Origin of the sequence: Mesorhizobium silamurunense (assembly GCF_014843905.1) — a bacterium.
GTDB lineage: Bacteria > Pseudomonadota > Alphaproteobacteria > Rhizobiales > Rhizobiaceae > Mesorhizobium > Mesorhizobium silamurunense.
Genome location: NZ_LPVS01000036.1, coordinates 20,370 through 40,016 on the forward strand (window position 1 = coordinate 20,370; position 19,647 = coordinate 40,016).

General features: G+C 64.5%; 16 protein-coding genes and 3 pseudogenes. 7 read left to right on the plus strand and 12 right to left on the minus strand.

Translation table 11 applies throughout. From position 1 onward, the window contains the following. The first annotated feature begins 91 nt into the window (after positions 1-91). Complete coding sequence (locus AU465_RS09835; RefSeq protein ID WP_192246363.1) at positions 92-1,126, plus strand: aspartate-semialdehyde dehydrogenase; 1,035 nt, start codon at positions 92-94, stop codon at positions 1,124-1,126. 216 nt (positions 1,127-1,342) lie between these two features. Further along, a complete protein-coding gene (locus AU465_RS09840; protein ID WP_192246365.1) occupies positions 1,343-1,801 on the plus strand; it encodes a GNAT family N-acetyltransferase in 459 nt (152 codons plus the stop codon). 125 nt (positions 1,802-1,926) lie between these two features. Here the strand turns inward: AU465_RS09840 and AU465_RS09845 are convergent. Continuing rightward, positions 1,927-2,325 (minus strand): annotated as a pseudogene (locus AU465_RS09845) (ACT domain-containing protein); the annotation flags it as partial. A 248-nt stretch (positions 2,326-2,573) separates the two neighbouring features. On the opposite strand from AU465_RS09845, the gene AU465_RS09850 reads away from it, so the two are divergent. The 4 genes from AU465_RS09850 (at position 2,574) to AU465_RS09865 (ending at position 4,968) form a co-directional block, all read left to right on the plus strand. Continuing rightward, a complete protein-coding gene (locus tag AU465_RS09850; RefSeq protein ID WP_192246369.1) occupies positions 2,574-3,479 on the plus strand; it encodes a bestrophin family protein in 906 nt (301 codons plus the stop codon). Positions 3,480-3,611: 132 nt separating this feature from the next. Beyond that, a complete protein-coding gene (locus AU465_RS09855) occupies positions 3,612-4,022 on the plus strand; it encodes a DoxX family protein (protein ID WP_192246371.1) in 411 nt (136 codons plus the stop codon). Between the two features lie 14 nt (positions 4,023-4,036). Beyond that, complete coding sequence (locus tag AU465_RS09860; RefSeq protein ID WP_192246373.1) at positions 4,037-4,564, plus strand: SRPBCC family protein; 528 nt, start codon at positions 4,037-4,039, stop codon at positions 4,562-4,564. A 140-nt stretch (positions 4,565-4,704) separates the two neighbouring features. Beyond that, entirely contained in the window at positions 4,705-4,968 is a 264-nt protein-coding gene (locus AU465_RS09865; protein ID WP_192246375.1) for a YMGG-like glycine zipper-containing protein, read from the plus strand. Positions 4,969-5,137: 169 nt separating this feature from the next. Here the strand turns inward: AU465_RS09865 and rpsP are convergent, their stop codons facing one another. The 5 genes from rpsP to AU465_RS09890 all read right to left on the minus strand — a co-directional run bounded on the left by rpsP (position 5,138) and on the right by AU465_RS09890 (position 9,814). Beyond that, entirely contained in the window at positions 5,138-5,539 is a 402-nt protein-coding gene (gene rpsP, locus AU465_RS09870) for a 30S ribosomal protein S16 (protein ID WP_192246377.1), read from the minus strand. A 101-nt stretch (positions 5,540-5,640) separates the two neighbouring features. Continuing rightward, on the minus strand, positions 5,641-5,967 hold the full coding sequence (locus AU465_RS09875; RefSeq protein WP_192246378.1) for a chorismate mutase: 327 nt from the start codon (positions 5,965-5,967) through the stop codon (positions 5,641-5,643). Between the two features lie 7 nt (positions 5,968-5,974). Beyond that, positions 5,975-7,564 carry a signal recognition particle protein gene (ffh, locus tag AU465_RS09880; RefSeq protein ID WP_192246380.1) on the minus strand — a complete coding sequence of 530 codons (1,590 nt, stop codon included), beginning with the start codon at positions 7,562-7,564 and terminating at the stop codon, positions 5,975-5,977. A 299-nt stretch (positions 7,565-7,863) separates the two neighbouring features. Further along, positions 7,864-8,805, minus strand: a complete 942-nt coding sequence (locus AU465_RS09885) for a glycosyltransferase (RefSeq protein WP_192246382.1) — start codon at positions 8,803-8,805, stop codon at positions 7,864-7,866. 67 nt (positions 8,806-8,872) lie between these two features. After that, on the minus strand, positions 8,873-9,814 hold the full coding sequence (locus tag AU465_RS09890) for a CPBP family glutamic-type intramembrane protease (RefSeq protein WP_192246384.1): 942 nt from the start codon (positions 9,812-9,814) through the stop codon (positions 8,873-8,875). Positions 9,815-10,070: 256 nt separating this feature from the next. Here AU465_RS09890 and AU465_RS09895 point away from each other — a divergent pair, with 256 nt between their 5' ends. After that, positions 10,071-11,135: a TraB/GumN family protein gene (locus tag AU465_RS09895; protein ID WP_192246386.1), complete on the plus strand. Its 1,065-nt coding sequence runs from the start codon at positions 10,071-10,073 to the stop codon at positions 11,133-11,135. Positions 11,136-11,728: 593 nt separating this feature from the next. On the opposite strand, the gene lpdA is transcribed toward AU465_RS09895, so the two are convergent. The 6 genes and pseudogenes from lpdA to AU465_RS09930 all read right to left on the minus strand — a co-directional run bounded on the left by lpdA (position 11,729) and on the right by AU465_RS09930 (position 19,615). Next, positions 11,729-13,135 carry a dihydrolipoyl dehydrogenase gene (lpdA, locus tag AU465_RS09900; protein WP_192246388.1) on the minus strand — a complete coding sequence of 469 codons (1,407 nt, stop codon included), beginning with the start codon at positions 13,133-13,135 and terminating at the stop codon, positions 11,729-11,731. A 111-nt stretch (positions 13,136-13,246) separates the two neighbouring features. Beyond that, entirely contained in the window at positions 13,247-14,002 is a 756-nt protein-coding gene (locus AU465_RS09905) for an SDR family oxidoreductase (protein ID WP_192246390.1), read from the minus strand. After that, positions 13,999-14,454: a hypothetical protein gene (locus AU465_RS09910; RefSeq protein WP_192246487.1), complete on the minus strand. Its 456-nt coding sequence runs from the start codon at positions 14,452-14,454 to the stop codon at positions 13,999-14,001. Before AU465_RS09910 ends, AU465_RS09905 begins: the two co-directional genes overlap by 4 nt. Before the next feature lie 65 nt (positions 14,455-14,519). Beyond that, on the minus strand, positions 14,520-15,101 hold the full coding sequence (locus tag AU465_RS09915) for a hypothetical protein (RefSeq protein WP_192246392.1): 582 nt from the start codon (positions 15,099-15,101) through the stop codon (positions 14,520-14,522). Between the two features lie 10 nt (positions 15,102-15,111). After that, positions 15,112-16,538 (minus strand): annotated as a pseudogene (gene odhB, locus AU465_RS09920) (2-oxoglutarate dehydrogenase complex dihydrolipoyllysine-residue succinyltransferase). Between the two features lie 49 nt (positions 16,539-16,587). Further along, positions 16,588-19,615, minus strand: a pseudogene (locus tag AU465_RS09930) (2-oxoglutarate dehydrogenase E1 component). Positions 19,616-19,647 lie beyond the last annotated feature (32 nt).

Sequence of the window (19,647 nt, forward strand, 5' to 3'; positions counted from 1 at the left end):
ACCCTCTCCCGGGTTCGGCCCGGGGGACGGAACCTGCATGAGGCCGGCGGGTTTTCTCCAACAACCAAGCGGAGAGGGACAGGAGATTTCGATGAGTTTCAAGGTTGCGGTAGTCGGCGCCACGGGCAATGTGGGCCGCGAAATGCTCAACATTCTGGACGAGCGCGGCTTCCCGGTGAGCGAAGTTGTGGCGCTGGCCTCGCGGCGCAGCCAGGGCACTGAGGTGTCCTTCGGCGACCGCACGCTGAAGGTCAAGGCGCTCGACACCTATGATTTTTCCGACACCGACATCTGCGTCATGTCGGCCGGCGGCAATGTTTCCAAGGAATGGTCGCCCAAGATCGGCAAGCAGGGCTGCGTCGTCATCGATAACTCGTCGGCTTTCCGCTACGACCCGGACGTGCCCCTGATCGTGCCGGAAGTGAACCCGGACGCGATCGAGCTGTTCTCGCGCAAGAACATCATCGCCAACCCGAACTGCTCGACGGCGCAGCTCGTCGTTGCGCTGAAGCCGCTGCATGACGTCGCCACCATCAAGCGCGTCGTCGTCGCCACCTACCAGTCGGTTTCCGGCGCCGGCAAGGAAGGCATGGACGAGCTCTTTACCCAGACCCGCGCGGTTTTCGTCGCCGATCAGGTCGACGTCAAGAAGTTCACCAAGCGCATCGCCTTCAACGTCATCCCGCATATCGACGTCTTCCTCGACGACGGCTTCACCAAGGAAGAATGGAAGATGGTGGCCGAAACCAAGAAGATGCTCGATCCCAAGATCAAGCTGACGGCGACCTGCGTGCGCGTGCCGGTGTTCATCGGCCACTCGGAAGCGGTCAACATCGAGTTCGAAAAGCCGATCACGGCCGACGAGGCGCGCGAGATTCTACGCGAGGCGCCCGGCTGCCAGGTCTTGGACAAGCGCGAGAACGGCGGCTACATCACGCCGCTCGAATCGGCCGGCGAGGACGCCACCTTCATCTCGCGCATCCGCGAGGACTCGACCGTCGACAACGGCCTGTCGATGTGGGTCGTCTCCGACAATCTGCGCAAGGGTGCGGCGCTGAACGCCGTCCAGATCGCCGAGCTCCTGGTCGAGCGGGGCCTGATACAGCCGAAGAAGAAGGCGGCCTGACGGCCCTTCATTTCTCGCTCACGGGCCGCACCGCCGCTGGCGCGGCTGGCCCTCCGCGGGGGCGCCGGACGACCGGCGGCCCGCAGTCGCGGGCTCGGCCTTCGGCCGTTGGTTTTGCTTATCGGCGCCGAGACGGATGAGGGGTGCTGGACGGAGTGAGACGGCGCCAAGCGAAACGCCGTTTGCTGGCCACCCCGCTTCAGAAGGGCTTGCCGCATGACCGGTGCTCAGCCTGCTGACATCATTCTACGTTCGGCCCGTCGTTCGGAGGCCGGCGCCATCGCGAAGGTGATGCGGGCGTCGCTCAGTTCCTTCGAATGGATGCCGGTGGTGCACACGCCGGAGGAGGATTTCGCCTTCATCCGCGACATCGTCCTGCCCGGGCAGCAGGTGGCGGTTGCCGAGGCCGGCGAGCGGATCGTCGGCTTCATCGCCGTCAGCGGCGATTGGGTCGAGCAGCTCTATCTCGATCCCGCCTGGACTGGACAAGGCATCGGCAGCCGGCTGCTCATGGAGGCGACCGCCGGTTTGCCATCGATCAAGCTGCATTGCTTCCAGGCCAACACCGGCGCCCGCCGCTTTTACGAACTCCACGGATTTCGCGCCGAAGCTTTCGGCGACGGCACGACCAACGAAGAAGGCCTGCCCGATATTCTCTATGTCCGCAGCTGCTAGTCCAGCGGCCGGGATAGCGGGCTCTACCTGGGATCCAGCACAGAATTGAGATCGTCGTGCTCTGATGCCATGTGGCCGCTTGCGATGGCCTCGACTTCTTCGCGCTGTAAATCCTTAGTCGCGAATGATTGCCTAGCTAATTCCCGCAACAGCTTCATTGCCTCTTCCGCCCGCTCCGCCGGCACGAACAGATGGTCGTGGTAGAAAGCCGAGACCGGATTGACACCCATGCCGGCAGCCGCCAGCCGTGCCGTGATGGCGGCCAGGAAGCCGACCGCCTCCAGCGAGGAATGGATGTCGAGCGTGATCATCCGGCAGCGGAACGTGCCGGCAAGGCCGGCTGATTTCGCCTCGTCCTCGGTCACGATCAGCGTCAGGCCTTCCCGCTCGCGAAATTGCATGACCGGATCGAGTCCGTCCGGCATGGCCACACCCGGCGCCACCGTCGCGAAGACATAGATGCGCGGCAGCAGTTGCGGCGTCATCGACGCCAGCAGTCTTTGCAGATTGGTCTCGCCGGTCATCTTGTCTCCTTCGGCGGTGTGCCAGCAGCCTGGCGCTGCGATGGTGGCTGCTCCTCGGAACTAACCGCGGCTGGGCGCCGGTAATTCCTCTCTACTCAAACGACATCGCGATGTCGCGGCCCGTCGAGCTTGCGCGGATGGTGAATAGCACAATATACGGGATCGGGGCCGTCCGGCTCTGGCGCGGTGCCCTCGGAGGTTCTTGCGCGGTCTGTGCAGTTTCCTGGAAATGCTTTTGAGGGGTTTCGATGATCGTCCGCCCGCGCCCAGGATTCCTGCACCTGTTCTTCATCATGCGCGGCTCCGTGGTGCCGCGCATCCTGCCGCAGATATTCGGCTTTGCCGCCTATGGCGCGCTGGTGGTGCTGATCGTGCGTGCCCTCAAGTTCGATTTCGGCAATGCCGGCACCGCGCCCTTCGCTTTGCTTGGCGTCGCGTTGTCGATCTATCTCGGCTTCCGCAACAACGCCGCCTATGACCGCTGGTGGGAGGCGCGTAAGCTGTGGGGCCAGCTCGTCTTCGACATCCGCAACCTGGCGCGCGCCTCGACCGGGCTGATCGAGGACCGCAGCGAGCTGCGCGGCCTGCTGATGGACGCTATCGCCTTCTGCCATTACCTGCGCGGCCTGCTGCGGCGGGTGGACGCCGTGCCGGAGGCGCGGGGCTTCATCGGCAACGAGGCCGAGTCCGTGACGAAGGCCGCCAACGCTCCCGACGCCATGGTGCGCCGGATGGGCGCACGCGTCGCGGCCCTACGCAAGAGCGGCGCGATCGATACGATCGGCTACCGCATCCTCGACGAGCGGCTGTCGGAGATCGCCGCCGCCCAGGCCGGCTGCGAGCGCATCATGGGCACGCCGCTGCCCTTCGCCTATACGCTGCTCCTGCAGCGGACGGCCTATGTCTTCTGCCTGCTCCTGCCGTTCGGGCTGGCCTCGGCCACGGGCTGGGCGACGCCGCTGTTCACGGCGCTGATTGCCTACACCTTCTTCGGCCTCGACGCGCTGTCGGAGGAGCTCGAGGATCCGTTCGGCACTCAGCCCAACGATCTCGCGCTGGACGGCCTCTGCCGCGTCTGCGAGATTTCCGTGTTCGAGGCGTTGGGCGAGACGCCGCCAAAGATGATCCCGGCCGACAAATTCTATTTCTCGTAAGCGTCGCGGCCCGCTTCCCCACGGCGGTTTCTGAAAAAAGCGCACCGACCCCTGTAGGATCGCCGCGTGATCCCCCGTCCTTGGCTCGAACCCGGCAAAACAGCCAAGCCTAGTCATCAGGAGGGAACACCAATGAGCATTTCAGAAGCCGCGCCGGTTTCGTACGGCGCCTTGTGGACCGGGCGGGTGCTCAGCGCCATCGTCGTCCTGTTCATGATCTTCGACGGCGTCATCAAGCTGCCGCCGCTCGCCATAGTAACCGAGACGATGACGCAGCTTGGCTGGCCGGCCGATCAAAACATCGCGCGGCTGCTCGGCATCATCGGGCTGATCTCGACAGCGCTCTATGCGCTGCCGCGCACCTCGGTGCTCGGCGCCATCCTGCTCACCGCCTATATGGGCGGCGCCATTTCCACGCATGTGCGCATCGGCAACCCGCTGTTCTCGCACACGCTGTTCGGCGTCTATCTCGGGATTATCCTGTGGGGCGGGCTCTATCTGCGTGATGCCAGAGTGCGCGCGCTGATCCCGTTCGGCCGATAAGAGGAGGAGAAAAGATGCTTGTCACCATCCTTATCATCCTCGTCGTCATCATCGCCGCCGTGCTCATCCTTGCCGCGTCACGGCCGAACGATTTCGTCGTCAGCCGTTCCGCCAGCATCAAGGCGCCGGCCGAGACGATCTTCCCGCTGATCAACGACTTCAAGCACTGGCCGAGCTGGTCGCCCTTCGAAAAGCTCGATCCGAACATGAAACGCACGCTTTCAGGCGCCGAAAACGGCAAAGGCGCCGCCTACGCCTGGGAGGGCAACAGCAAGGCCGGAAAGGGCCGCATGGAGATCGTCAACTCGGTGCCGTCATCCCTGGTCTCGTTGAGGCTCGATTTCGAAAAGCCGTTCCGGGCCAGCAATAGCGTCGACTTCACCTTGTCGCCGTCTGGCGGGAACACGTCCGTCACCTGGACAATGCGGGGCGGCCGGCCGTTCATCGCCAAGCTGATGAGCCTATTCATGAATTTCGATGCGCTGATCGGCAAGGATTTCGAGGCTGGACTCGACAATCTGAAGCGCTTCGCCGAACGATAAAATCTAATAGTTTCAAGTATATAAAAGGCCGCCGGCGCAGGTTGCGCCGGCAATCTTCATTGCCTTCGGGATCAAATTAGCCGTCTGCGAGTTAAAGACATGGCGGCGAGGACGGCGATCCGCGTGAGAGAGGAACCACAATGAAGAAAGCGATGGTCATTCTGGTGTTGGCGACGGCGCTCGGCGCGTGTTCGCAAACCGAGAAAGGCGCCGCGATCGGCGGCCTGGGCGGCGCGGCTGTCGGCGCCGCCGTTGCCAACGATCCGGTACAGGGAGCGGTTGTCGGCGGCGCCGTCGGCGCGGTGGCAGGCGCACTGATCGGCCACGCCAGCGAAAGCGGCCAGTGCCGGTACCGCGATCGCTACGGGCGCGTCTACATCGCGCGCTGCCCGCAAGGCTATTGAGGCATCAGGCCAAAGAAAAACGGCGGGCAAGGGCCCGCCGTTTCCGTTAATGCGCGTCGCACTGAAGCGGATTCAAGCGACGCGCTTTAAGCCTTTGTTTTGATGCATGTCGTTCTCCCAAACCGCTGCGCGCTTTGGGGCGACATGCATTGGCGAAGAAAGGCCGGGATTACTCGGCGGTCGCGGCTTCGGCCTCGGCCGGCGCGGCGGTCGCCGCGGCAACGGCAGCAGCGGCGTCTTCCTGCGCCTTCTTCAGCAGGGTGGCGCGTTCCTGCGCCTTCTTGCCGGGCTCGGCCTTCTTCGGGTTCGAGCGGGCTTCGCGCTTGGCGATGCCGGCCTCGTCGAGGAAGCGCAGCACGCGGTCGGTCGGCTGGGCGCCATGCGAGAGCCAATGCTTGACGCGGTCCGCGTCGACCTTGACGCGCTCGCCGTCCTTCGGCAGCAGCGGATTCCACGAGCCGAGCGCCTCGATGAAACGGCCGTCGCGGGGCGAACGGGCGTCGGCGACGACGACGTGGTAGTAGGGGCGCTTCTTCGAGCCCGCGCGGGCCAGTCTGATCTTCAGTGCCATTCTTTATCTCCTAAAAGCTCTGATTTCGTTGATCGGGTTTTTGGCTTTGTGCAAGTCGTTGTCCCAAAACCGCTGCGCAGTTTTGGGCGACATGCACTTGATTAGCCGGCTTTGGCAGCGCCGTTGTTGGCGGCGATCTGTTCGTGATGCCGGATCACTTCGCGGATGACGAAGTTCAAGAATTTCTCCGCGAAATCCGGATCGAGGTTCGCATCCTTCGCCAGTTGGCGAAGGCGGGCGATCTGCTGCTGCTCGCGCGCCGGATCAGCAGGCGGCAGGCCATGCTCGGCCTTGAGCACGCCGACCGCCTTGGTGCAGCGGAAGCGCTCGGCCAGCATATGGATGAGGGCGGCGTCGATATTGTCGATCGAAGCGCGGTAGCCCGCCAGAACGGCGCGTGCGTCGGCCATGTCCTTCTCCTCGTTCATCGCCCCCTCACTTCTTCTTCCCAAGGCCGGGCAGCCCACCGCCGCCGAGGCCCGGAAGGCCCGGCAACTTCATGCCGCCGGGCAGGCCCGGCAACCCACCACCGGGAAGCCCGCCGGGCATCCCGCCCGGCAGGCCTTTGCCGAGGCCGGCAGCCTGGGCCTGCTTCTGCAGGGCCTCGAGCTGCTTGGGATCCATCTTGGAGAGGTCCGGCATGCCGCCGCCCGGCATCATGCCGCCAAGGCCCATCTTCGAGGCAAGGCCGCCCATCATGCCGCGCATCAGGCCGCCGCCTTTGCCCTTGCCGCCCATCGCCTTCATCATGTCGGCCATGCCGCGATGCATCTTCAATAGCTTGTTGATCTCGGCAGCATCCGTGCCGGAGCCGGCGGCGATACGCTTCTTGCGCGAGTGCTTCAGGATGTCGGGGTTGGAGCGCTCCGCCTTGGTCATCGAGGAGATGATGGCGAGCTGGCGGCGGAACATCTTGTCGTCGAAACCGGCGGCGGCAAGCTGGTCCTTCATCTTGCCCATGCCGGGCATCATTCCCATGATGCCGCCCATGCCGCCCATCTTCGACATCTGCTGAAGCTGCGCGGCAAGGTCATTCAGGTCGAACTTGCCCGACTGCATCTTCTTGGCCATCGCCGCCGCCTGCTCGGCGTCGATGGTCTCGGCGGCCTTCTCGACAAGGCTGACGATGTCGCCCATCCCGAGAATGCGGTCGGCGATGCGCTTGGGATGGAATTCCTCCAGCCCGTCCATCTTTTCGCCGGTGCCGATCAGCTTGATCGGCTTGCCGGTGACGGCGCGCATCGAAAGCGCCGCGCCGCCGCGGCCGTCGCCGTCCATGCGGGTGAGCACCAGGCCGGTAATGCCGACGCGCTCGTCGAAGCTCTTGGCGAGGTTGACGGCGTCCTGGCCGGTCAGCGAGTCGGCGACCAGCAGGATCTCGTGCGGCGAGGACACCTTCTTGATGTCGGCCATCTCGACCATCAGCGGCTCGTCGATATGGGTGCGCCCGGCGGTGTCGAGGATAACGACGTCATGGCCGCCGAGCCTGGCCGCGTGCACGGCACGCTTGGCGATATCGACCGGGCTCTGGCCGGCGATGATCGGCAGCGTCGCCACCTTCACCTGCTCTCCGAGCTGGCGCAGCTGCTCCTGCGCGGCGGGGCGCCGCGTGTCGAGCGAGGCCATCAGGACCTTCTTGTTCTGCCGCTCGGTCAGGCGCTTGGCGATCTTGGCCGAGGTCGTCGTCTTGCCGGAACCCTGCAAGCCGACCATCATGACGACGACGGGCGCCGGCGCGTTGAGGTCGACGGCGACGCCTTCGGCGCCGAGCATGTCGACCAGCTCGTCATGGACGATCTTAACGACCATCTGCCCGGGCTTGATCGACTTCAGCACCGCGGCGCCGACCGCCTTCTCGTGCACCTTGTCGGTGAAGGAACGCACCACCTCCAGCGCGACGTCCGCCTCGAGCAGCGCGCGTCGCACCTCGCGCAGCGCTGCCGAGACATCCGCCTCGGACAGCGCGCCGCGGCCGGTCAGGCCGTTCAGAATGGAGCCAAGGCGCTCCTGAAGGGATTCAAACATTCTTTTCCTTTCCCTGGCATCCGAATGATGCCCGAGAGGTAGTGCGTTCGCGCCGGGCCGCCAAGCAAAAGCACAAAGCCAAAAAGCACCCGGGGGCGCATCGCGCTGCCGGGTGTTGGCCTCCAGGATCGGTTTACAGCTCTTGCCTCAAAGAGGCGTCGGCGTCCTGGTCGGCTTTCGCGGAGGTGTACTCGTCGCGGAATTCGTGCGCGTCTAGACAGGAAAACGACCCGAGAGTCAAGGTGTCGGGTGATAAGCCCTGCGCAATCGCTTGAAGTTGGCGGCCGTCAGCAGCCGGTTCAAGCCAGCGCCTCGCCATCCAGGATGCGCGTATAGAGATCGAGATATCCTTGTGCCGTCCGGGCAATGGGAAACCGATCGGCGGCGGATTCACGGCACGGTTCGGGCGAAAGCGCGGCGATGTCAGCCAAGGCTTGCTCGAACTCCGCATCGGTATCGAAGAGGCGTCCGGTGGCATCGTCGACGATTTCCGGCAGCGCGCCGCGCGGCGTCGTCAGCACCGGCGTGCCGCACAGCATCGCCTCGACCGGCGCCATGCCGAACGGCTCTTCCCAGGCAATCGGGTTGAGAAAGGCCCTGGCCCCACCCAGCAGGCGCAGCTTCTCTTCGCCGTCGACGGTGCCGTGGTAGCGGAAGCGGCGGCTGAGGCTCTTGAAGAAGACGCCCTGGCGGCGGACTTTCGTTCGTTGCAGAAGCTGCCAGCGCGAGCCGCCGGCGATGTCGAGCTGGAAATCGAAGGCCCTGGCGAGATCGACGGCCCGGTTGAGGTTCTTGCCGGCGCGGGCGATGCCGGCCAGGAACAGCAGCCGGCTCGTCTTGCCGGCGGACAGGCGATAGGCGTCGATCGGAAAGCCATTGTAGACGAAGGTTTCCCGTCCGTGGTTGCGCGCATGGCTGGCGCTGACGAAGTTCCAGTTCTGCCTCTTTTTCGTAAATTCCGGGTCAAAGCCGTGCATCGTGTAGAGCGCCGGGCGCGCTGTCTCGATGTACCAGCCATTGAAATGCACGATGTCGGCGTCGGCCGGGATTGCGGCGCGGCATTCGGCGGCCGAAGACGCCTGCCGCACTTCGCATAGCGGATGGCTAGAGCCGCGACCGGCAATCAGGACCACCTTGTGGCCGAGGCGCGAAAACTCTTTTGCCAGCCAGTCGACCTGCCGCTCGGTGCCGCCATAGCCTTTGCAGGGAATGGCGCGTTCCGCCACCAGCGTGATGCGCATCAGGTGAGCCCGCCGGTTTTCTGCCTGGCCATGATCCGGTCCAGAATCCGGTTTCCGCCTTTTTGGATCATGGTCCCTCCGGCCCGACCTTCAGGGGCGAGCGGCGATGCAGAAGCAAGAGCATCGTCAGCAGCGTGCTCGCGATGCCGATCGCGGCGATGAGAACAGCGTCCCAACTCGTCCAGCCGGGGCCTTCGAGCGGCTTGGCGGTGAACAGGGCGAAGGAATTGTAGCCCTGCTGGTGCGAGATGAGCAGGAAGCCGGTCAGGTTGTTGCCGAGATGGGCGCCGAAGGCAGCGCCCAAATTGCCGGTCACATAGACCAGCAGCGTCAGCAGCAGCGCGAAGGTGGCGATCGAGACCAGCACACAGGCATTGATGGCAAACGACGAGGCCGAGCTCCAATGCAGCGCGGCGAAGAGAAGCGCCGGCAGCGCGGCCCAGATCAGCGGGCTGCCAAACCGGCTGGCAAGGCCGCGCAGCAGATAGCCGCGGAACAGAGCCTCCTCCGACGAGGTCTGCAGGAAGGCGAGCGGCACGATCGGCACGAGGAAGAGCAGCCAGGACGAGAAGGCGATTGATCCGCGGGTGATCTCCGGCTGCAGCCAATAGAGTAGGACCTCCGAGAACAAGGAGGTGATCAGAACCGCGGCGAGGCCTTTGAGGAAACCGCCGCGCGAGATGCGGCGGTCTGCGCCGATCAGCGCCGAGAGCGGCTCGCCATGCACGAAGCGCATCGCCACCCAGAGACCGATCCAGATGCCGGCAAAAGACGCCAGCGCGGTGAGGATGCCGACGGGCGAGGCAAGGAAATCCTGGATCGGCTGTCCGGTCGCCGGGCCGGGGAGGCGCAAGACGATGAAGGCGATGGTGCCGGCGACGAGCACGACAAGCGTCATGGCGAGCCAGAAGAAAACGACGATCGCCGTTCCCAGCAGGAGCCAGAACGGGGTGGTTTTCTCGTTCGGCGAGCGCCGGTAGCGCTCGAAGGCAGCACTGTCGATGATCACGCGGGTCCCCTGCCGGACGCTTTCGGGTCGCATGATCTAGGGGATTGGCGTTTTCGGCGCAATCGCTCCCGTTAAATCAAGCAACGGGTTGGACCGCTCCGACTGCAGGGAGCATCGAAACTACTGGCGGATTGCATGAGTTGGAGATGGTGCGGGCCGCCCGTCAAACGTCTGCGCCGGGAAGTCGGAGCCGGTCGAAAACATTTCGGCCCGCGGATTAACCGTTTTGCCGCTTTTTCCGCTTAAGAAGCTCACCATGAAACGCGTCATCGCCATCGCCGACCGCGCGGCTCTCGTCTCGCTGAGACTGCTCGCAGCGCTCAACGTGCTGTTTTTCCTGTCGTTCCTCGTGGTCGTGCTGCTGGCCGGCAGGGCGCATGCCGAAGCGGCCGCCTGTGGCGGCAGCGATCTGCTGGCAAGTCTTTCAAAGAGCGATCCCGCCGCCTTCAAGAAGGTTGAGACCGAGGCCGCCGCCGTTCCGAACGGCAAGGGCCTGCTGTGGAAGCTGGAGAAACCGGGCGAAAGGCCGTCCTTCCTGTTCGGCACCATGCACATCACCGACCAGCGCGTCATCACGCTGCCGGCCATGGCGCAGAGAGCCTATGACGGCGCCGACACCGTCATCATCGAAACCACCGACGCGCTCGACAAGGCCAAGATGATGGCCGCCATGGCCGCCGAACCTGGCCTGATGATGTTCACCGACAACACGACGCTGTCCTCGCTGCTGTCGCCAGAAGACGTGGCCGTGCTGAACAAGGGGCTCGACGCACGCGGCATCCCGCCCCTGACGGTCGCCAAGATGAAGCCGTGGATCCTGTCGGCCATGGTGGCGCTGCCGGCCTGCGAGGTGGCGCGCCAGGCCGCTGGCGCGCCGGTGCTGGACGTCAAGCTGGCCTCGAACGCCAAAGCGTCCGGGAAGGACGTCGAGGGATTGGAAACCGCCGTCGACCAGTTGCGCGCCATGGCCTCGCTGCCGCTTGCCTACCACATGAAGGGGCTGGTCGAGACGCTGAAGCTCGGCGACAGGGTGAACGACGTCAACGAGACCATGATCGTCCTCTACCAGCGCGGCGAGGTCGGCATGTTCTGGCCGCTGTTCCGCACCGTGCTGCCCGACGCCGCGGACGACCAGGCCGGCTATGCCGCCTTCGAGCAGACCATGATCACCAGCCGCAACAAGGTTATGGTCGCCCACGCCATGCCGATTCTGGCCAAGGGCAACGCCTTCATGGCGGTCGGCGCGTTGCATCTGCCCGGCCCTGACGGACTGGTCGAAGATTTCCGCAAGGCGGGGTATATTGTTACCGCCGTCAACTGAGTCGTCTGGCGGCTGGGGAGCGGAAAATGCCGGTTTTTCAGCGCTTTCCGCCCGCCCGCGTGAAACCGATTGTGGAATCGCGCGTTGATGGCTGTTGATTGAAGCCTTTCATTCCAAGGAGGACACGTTTCATGGCGAACCCTAATGACCCCTTCACCCCTCCGAGCACGCCTCCCTCGTCGGGTGGTGGCGGCAGCGGGTGGTTGATCGCCCTTGTTGTCATTATCCTGGCCGTTGTTGCGTATTATGTTTTTGGCAGAAGCGGCGGCGAAAAGGCTCCGGCGCCCGCCGAGCCGCCGGCCGCCACCACGCCGGCCCCGGCGCCTGCTCCGGCCGAACCAGCGCCTGCAACGCCGGCTCCCGCTCCGGCACCAGCGCCTGCCCCAGAACCCGCTCCGGCCCCAGCTCCGGCACCCGCCCCGGCTCAGTAATCGGGCCCAATCCACGACGAACGGCCCGCCGAAAGGCGGGCCGTTTGTTTTGGATGCATCCATTCATGAATGTGGGCGCGCGGACATTGTCAGCCGCCGGCGGCGCGACGCCGAAAGTATTCCTCTCATCGCGCGAAGCAGCGGGCTGGCGGAGCCGCACCGCTAAATGTGGATCGGCTTGAAGAACGTGGCCAGCGCCGCTTCCTTGACCGCTTCCGACATGGTCGGGTGCGCATGGCAGGTGCGGGCGAGGTCTTCCGAGGAGCCGCCGAACTCCATCAGCACCGCCGCCTCATGGATCATCTCGCCGGCGCCGAAGCCGACGATATGGACGCCGAGCACGCGGTCGCTGGCCTTGTCGGCCAGGATCTTCACGAAGCCGTCGGTGTGCAGCATGGCGCGCGCCCGGCCATTGGCGCTGAACGGGAATTTTCCGACCTTGTAGTCGATGCCGGCCTTCTTCAGCTCCTCCTCGGTCTTGCCGACGGAGGCGATTTCCGGGCTGGTGTAGACGACGCTCGGGATGACGTCGTAATTCACGTGGCCGGCCTGGCCGGCGATCATCTCGGCCACCGCCACGCCCTCGTCCTCGGCCTTGTGCGCCAGCATCGGCCCGGCGATGACGTCGCCAATGGCATAGATGCCGGGCACGTTGGTCATGAGATGCCCGTCGGTCTTGACCTGGCCGCGCTCGTCCATCTCGACGCCCGCTTCCTTCAAACCAAGGCTGTCGGCATAGGGGCGACGTCCAGTAGCGACAAGCACGACATCCGCCTCGATGGTTTCCGCCGCGCCACCCTTGACCGGCTCGAACGTCACGCTGGCGCCCTTCTTTGATTTGGCGACGCCGGTGACCTTGGCGCCGAGCTTGAACTCGAAGCCCTGCTTGGACAGCAGCCGCTGGAACTGTTTCGAGACCTCGCCGTCCATGCCGCCGAGGATGGTGTCGAGGAACTCGACGACGGTGACCTTGGCGCCGAGCCTGGCCCAGACCGAGCCGAGCTCCAGCCCGATGACGCCGCCGCCCACCACCACGAGGCTGGCCGGCACCTTGGCCAGCGACAGCGCGCCGGTCGAGGACACGATCACCTTCTCGTCGAAGTCGACCTTGACGCCCGGAATGCCGGCGACGTCGGAACCGGTGGCGATGACGATGTTCTTCGTCTCGAGCTCCTCGACCTTGCCGTCCTCGCCGGTCACCGACACCTTGCCGGCGCCGATCACCTTGCCGGTGCCGCGGAAGCTGTCGATCTTGTTCTTCTTGAAGAGGAAGGCGACGCCGTTGACGTTCGACGCCACCGTCGCATCCTTATGCGCCAGCATCTTCTTGAGATTGAGCTTCGGCGCGCCGACCTCGACGCCCAGCATATCGAAGGAATGACCGGCTTCCGCGAACATCTCGGAGGCGTGGAGCAGCGCCTTCGACGGGATGCAGCCGATGTTGAGGCAGGTGCCGCCGAAGGTGGCGTTCTTCTCGACCACCGCTGTCTTCAGGCCGAGCTGCGCCGCCTTGATGGCGCAGACATAGCCGCCCGGTCCCGATCCGATGATTACGACGTCATAAGCCATGAGGCTGTCCTTCTTATCCGGCTTGGAGCGGTTCGAGATCGAACCGCTCCGATATTTCTTTGTACGCAATTCCGAAACGGAAAACCGCTGGGCACTTTTCCTGGAATTGCTCTAGCGGCCGCCGCTCACATTGAGGATCGCGCCCGTTATATAGGAGGCCGCATCCGACAGAAGATAGAGAACCGCGCTTGCGACCTCATCGGCCGTGCCCGCGCGCTTCATCGGCAGCATCTCCTGCATCCGCGCCACGCGATCGGGCTGGCCGCCGGAGGCATGGATATCGGTTTCGGTGATACCGGGACTGACCGCATTGACGCGGATGCCTTCCAGCACCACCTCGCGCGCCAGGCCGATCGTCAGCGTGTCGATCGCGCCCTTGGAGGCGGCGTAGTCGACATATTCGCCGGGCGAGCCCAGCCTGGCAGCCGCCGAAGAGAGATTGACGATGGCGCCGCCCTTGCCGCCATGCCGGGTCGACATGCGCTTCACCGCCTCGCGCGCGCAGAGGAAGGAGCCGACGACGTTGACGCGCATCATCCGCTCGACCCGCGCCGCACTCATCTCGTCGACGCGCGCCTTGACGTCGACGATGCCGGCATTGTTGACGAAAGCGTCGAGCCGGCCGAAGGCCTTGTCCACCGCCTCGAATATTGCCACCACATCGGCCTCGTTGCCGACATCGCCCTTGACCGCGATTGCCTCACCGCCGGTGGCTTCGAGCTCGGCGACCAACATCTCGGCAACCGCCTGGTTGGAGACGTAGTTGATCGCGACCCGAAAGCCGGCCTGGACGGCCTGCCGGCAGATGGCGGCGCCGATGCCGCGGCTGCCGCCGGTGACCAGCAGCGTCTTCTTGTCAGCGCTCATTCCTGGCAGCCTTTCAGGGCAAAGACGTCCCACGGCACCTTGGAAAAGCCGGCGGGACCGTAAGCGGCCGACATTTCGAGCGACGGCCCAAGATCGGGGAAGATGAGGCTCTTCGGCGCATCGGCGCCCTCGGCCGGGAACAACCCGATGGTGCCCTTCTCATCGGCGCTGTAGATCACGCCTTCCCAAACCGTGCAGGCGGCAAGCTCCTCGCCGGTGGCGTCGCCGGTCGGGCATTTGTACATCAGCGAGCCGTGCGGTCGCCCAGCGCTCCCCTCCGTCCACATGGCTATGCCGTCGAGCACGACATTGTTGTCGAGGATCATGCGGAACGTGTTGGTGATCGTTGCCGAGGTGCCGGTCGGAGTGAAATCGATCTCGGCGCCGCTTTTCGCCTCGCCATAGACGGCAAGCTGGATCGGGCAGGCGGCCTGCGCGGCCGCAGGGATCATCATCACGCCGACCGCTATCGATGCAGTCAACAGGCTTTCGGACAAGAAAGAGCAGATCGTCACAGCTATCCGCCTTGAACAGCTTGATCGAGGATGAAGACCGTCGAAAGGAAATAGTCTATCTCGAACGCAACGTTGTCATTCCTGTCGACTGGAATGGTGTTCACCTCGTATTTGAGGGTCAAGTTGCGAGAACTCTCCGCCAACTCAATGTAAACGTCGCGCTCACGACCGCCGCCGATTGCCCACTTGAATTCGCTCTTGTTCAGGAACTGAAGAGCCTTGGGCAGAGTATGTATCTCTATCGGCTTTCTGCCTGCAAAAGTTACCGGATGCCGCCCCACATTGACGTCCAGATGGCCGTACCAAGTCGGCATCATTCCATTCGATTGCAATCTTCCGAACACAGGTTCGACGCTAATCGACCGCAGGCGAAAATCGGGGCTGAAGAAGAACTCGCAATTTCGACCATAGATGCACCAAGCTGACTCGGCGTCCTCGTGGCGATAATGATTGTCCGCCCGCACATCCTCCGGGTCGATTAAGCCTCGAACCGTCTCACGGCTGCTTTTGCCGAGTTCGACGGGCCCCGCCCGGCCTGTCGTTACAAGCTCGAACAGATCGATTGGCTCGACAGTCTCAGCCACCGCGCCAACCTTAGAGATCGAGCACCAGCCGCTCGGGATCCTCCAGGCTTTCCTTGACGCGCACCAGGAAGGTCACAGCTTCCTTGCCGTCGACGATGCGATGGTCGTAGCTCAGCGCCAGATACATCATCGGACGGATGACAATCTGACCGCCGACCACCACCGGCCGATCCTGGATCTTGTGCATGCCGAGGATGCCGGACTGCGGCGCGTTGAGGATCGGCGTCGACATCAGCGAGCCGTAAACGCCACCGTTGGAAATCGTGAATGTGCCGCCTTGCATGTCCGCGACCGAGAGCTTGCCGTCGCGCGCCGCAAGCCCGAGCCGGCCGATTTCCTTCTCGATCTCGGCGATCGACATCTGGTCGGCGTCGCGCACCACCGGCACCACCAGGCCCTTGTCCGTGCCGACGGCGACGCCGACATGAGCAAAATTCTTGTAGATGATGTCGGTGCCGTCGATCTCGGCATTGACCGCCGGTATCTCCTTCAGCGCATGCGTCACCGCCTTGGTGAAGAAGCCCATGAAGCCGAGCTTCACGCCATGCTTCTTCTCGAACACGTCCTTGTACTTGGCCCTGAGCGCCATCACCGCGCTCATGTCCACCTCGTTGAAGGTGGTGAGCATGGCGGCGGTCGACTGCGCTTCCTTGAGGCGGCGGGCGATGGTTTGACGGAGCTTTGTCATGCGCACGCGCTCCTCGCGCGAGGCATCGTCGGGCGCGGAAGGCGCGCGGGCCGCGACAGGCGCAGGCGCAGGGGCCGCCCTGGGCGTCTCCGTCGGCTGCGAAGGCGCGCCCTTGGCGATCGCGTCGAGCACATCGCCCTTCAGCACCTGGCCGCGCTTGCCCGAGCCGGACAACTGGTCGACCGAGAGATTGTGCTCGGCGATGAGCTTGGCCGCAGCCGGCGCCGGCGGCATGGTGCGCGGCTCGATCGCGCCGCCATCGCCGGCCATCTTGGCGGTTTCGGCCGCAGCCTGCTTGACCGTGGACGCGGCGTCCGGGCTCGAGGCCTGCGCCACCGCTTGCGGCTTGGTGGTGGGAGCGGCGGGGGCGGCGGCCGCGCCGCCGGCCGAAATCGAGGCATCTTGGCGGTTTCGGCCGCAGCCTGCTTGACCGTGGACGCGGCGTCCGGGCTCGAGGCCTGCGCCACCGCTTGCGGCTTGGTGGTGGGAGCGGCGGGGGCGGCGGCCGCGCCGCCGGCCGAAATCGAGCCGAGCAGCGCGCCGACATTGACCGTCTCGCCTTCCTTGACGGTGATTTCGGCGAGCGTTCCGGCGCCCGCGGCAGGCACCTCCACCGTCACCTTGTCGGTTTCGAGCTCGACCAAGGGCTCGTCGGCGGTGATCGCGTCGCCGACCTTCTTGAACCACTTGCCGACGGTCGCCTCGGTGACTGATTCGCCGAGAGTGGGGACGCGGATTTCGGTAGCCATTGTGCCTGTCCGTTCTCTTCTCTTCTTGAGGTCTGTTTCTTCCGGCCTGCTACTCACCGAGCGCGTCGTCGAGCAAGGCAGCGAGCTGGCTGAGATGCTTCGACATCAACCCGGTCGCCGGCGAGGCCGAGGCCGGCCGGCCGGTGTAGCGCACCCGCTGGTGCTTGGCGTCGATATGCGCCAGCACCCATTCGAGATAGGGGTCGATGAACGACCAGGCGCCCATGTTCTTGGGCTCCTCCTGGCACCACACCATCTCGGCGTTGCGGAAGCGCGACAGTTCGGTGATCAGCGCCTTGGCCGGGAACGGATAGAGCTGTTCGACGCGCAGCAGGTAGATGTCGTTGATGCCGCGCTTCTCGCGCTCCTCGTAGAGGTCGTAATAGACCTTGCCCGAGCACAGCACGACACGGCGGATCTTGGAATCCTTCACCAGCTTGATCGGCTGGTTGGGCAACAGCTGCGCATCGTCCCACAACAGCCGATGGAAGGAGCTTTCGCCCGCCATTTCCGACAGCGTCGACACCGCCCGCTTGTGGCGCAGCAGCGACTTCGGCGTCATCAGGATCAGCGGCTTGCGGAAGTCGCGCTTCAATTGCCGGCGCAGGATGTGAAAATAGTTAGCCGGCGTGGTGACATTCGCCACCTGCATGTTGTCTTCGGCGCAGAGCTGCAGGAACCGCTCCAGGCGCGCCGACGAGTGCTCCGGTCCCTGGCCCTCATAGCCGTGCGGCAGGAGGCAGACGAGGCCCGACATTCTCAGCCACTTGCGCTCGCCGGACGAGATGAACTGGTCGAATACCACCTGGGCGCCGTTGGCGAAATCGCCGAACTGCGCTTCCCAGAGCGTCAGCGCCTTAGGCTCGGCCAGGCTGTAGCCATATTCGAACCCGAGCACCGCCTCTTCCGAGAGCATCGAGTTGATGACCTCGTAGCCGGCCTGCGCCGCCGACAGATTGTTGAGCGGGATGTAGCGGGTCTCGTCGCGCTGGTCGTAGAGCACGGAATGGCGCTGCGAGAAGGTGCCGCGCTCGGAATCCTGGCCGGAGAGGCGGATCGGATTGCCGTCGAGCAGGATGGCGCCGAAGGCGAGCGCCTCGGCGGTCGACCAGTCGATGCCTTCGCCGGATTCGATCGCCTGGCGGCGGTTTTCGAGGAAGCGCAGGATCGTCTTGTGCGCCTCGAAATCCTTCGGCACCTCGGTCAGCTTCTTGCCGATTTCCTTGAGCGTCCGGACCGGCACCGCGGTCTTGCCGCGGCGCTGTTCGTCCTGGTTGTCGGCGGTGCGCAGGCCGGACCAGGCGCCGTCCAGCCAGTCGGCCTTGTTCGGCTTGTAGGCCTGGCCGACTTCCCACTCCTGCTCCAGATGCGCGCGCCAGTCGGCCCGCATCTTGTCGACCTCGGCCTGGGTGATGTGGCCTTCGGCGATCAGCCGGTCGGCATAGATCTGCACCGTCGTCTTATGGCTGCGGATGTTGCGGTACATGATCGGCTGGGTGAAGGACGGCTCGTCGCCCTCGTTGTGGCCGAAGCGGCGGTAGCAGAACATGTCCACCACCACCGGCTTGTGGAACTTCATGCGGAATTCGGTCGCAACCTTGGCGGCATGCACCACCGCTTCCGGATCGTCGCCGTTGACGTGGAAGATCGGCGCCTCGATCATCTTGGCCACATCCGACGGATAGGGCGACGAGCGCGAGAAGCGCGGATTGGTGGTGAAGCCGATCTGGTTATTGATGATGAAATGCAGCGTGCCGGCGACGCGATGGCCGCGCAGGCCTGACAGGCCAAGGATTTCGGCGATCACGCCCTGGCCGGCAAACGCCGCGTCGCCGTGCAGCAGCAGCGGCATCACCTTGGCGCGCTCGGACAGCGGCACGATCTCGCCGCGCTCGCGCCCGGCGAACTGGTCCTGCTTGGCGCGCGCCTTGCCCATCACCACCGGGTCGACGATCTCCAGATGCGAGGGGTTGGCGGTCAGCGACAGATGCACCTTGTTGCCGTCGAACTCGCGGTCCGACGAGGCGCCGAGATGGTACTTGACGTCGCCGGAGCCCTCGACCTCGTCTGGCGCGGCCGAGCCGCCCTTGAACTCGTGGAAGATGGCGCGGTGGGGCTTCGCCATCACCTGGGAGAGCACGTTGAGGCGGCCGCGATGGGCCATGCCGAGCACGATCTCCTTCAGGCCGAGCTGGCCGCCGCGCTTGAGGATCTGCTCCAGCGCCGGGATCAGAGACTCGCCGCCATCGAGGCCGAAGCGCTTGGTGCCCTTGTACTTGACGTCGATATACTGCTCGAAGCCCTCCGCCTCGATCAGCTTGGACAGGATCGCCTTCTTGCCGGTGGCGGTGAAGGTGATCTCTTTGTCGGCGCCCTCGATACGCGCCTGGATCCAGGCCTTCTCCTCGGGGTCGGAGATGTGCATGAACTCGACGCCCAGCGTCGAGCAATAGGTGCGGGTGAGAATGTCCAGCCCCCAGCGTCGAGCAATAGGTGCGGGTGAGAATGTCCAGCATCTGCCGGATGGTGCCGAACTCGAGCCCCAGCACATTGTCGAGGAAGATCGGCCGATCATAGTCGGCTGCCGTGAAGCCGTAATTCTCCGGCGATAGCTCGTTATAGTCCTCGAGCGGATTGGCGATGCCCAGCGGATCGAGCTTGGCGTGCAAATGGCCGCGCATGCGGTAGGCACGGATCATCATGATGGCGCGCACGGAATCGCGCGTCGCCTGGTGCACGTCGGCGTCCGAAAGCGCCGCGCCGTTGACGACCGCCTTCTCCTTCACCTTCTTTTCGATGTGCTTCTCGACCAGGCCCCAATTGCCGTCGAGCGCCGAAACCAGCTCGCCATTGGCCTGCATGGGCCAGGAGGGCTTCGCCCAGGAGGCGCCCTTGGCGTTCTTGCGGACGTCGCCGGCATCGTCCTTCAGCGCCGCGAAGAAATCCTGCCATTCGGGATCGACGGAGGCAGGATCGTCCTCATAGGCGGCATAGAGCGCGTCGATATAGTCGGCATTGCCGCCATAGAGGAACGAGGTGAGCGAGAATTGGTCGTTGGCCTGATCGTGTCGTGCCATTTTCGTTTGCGGAGCCTGGCTCCGTCTCCTTT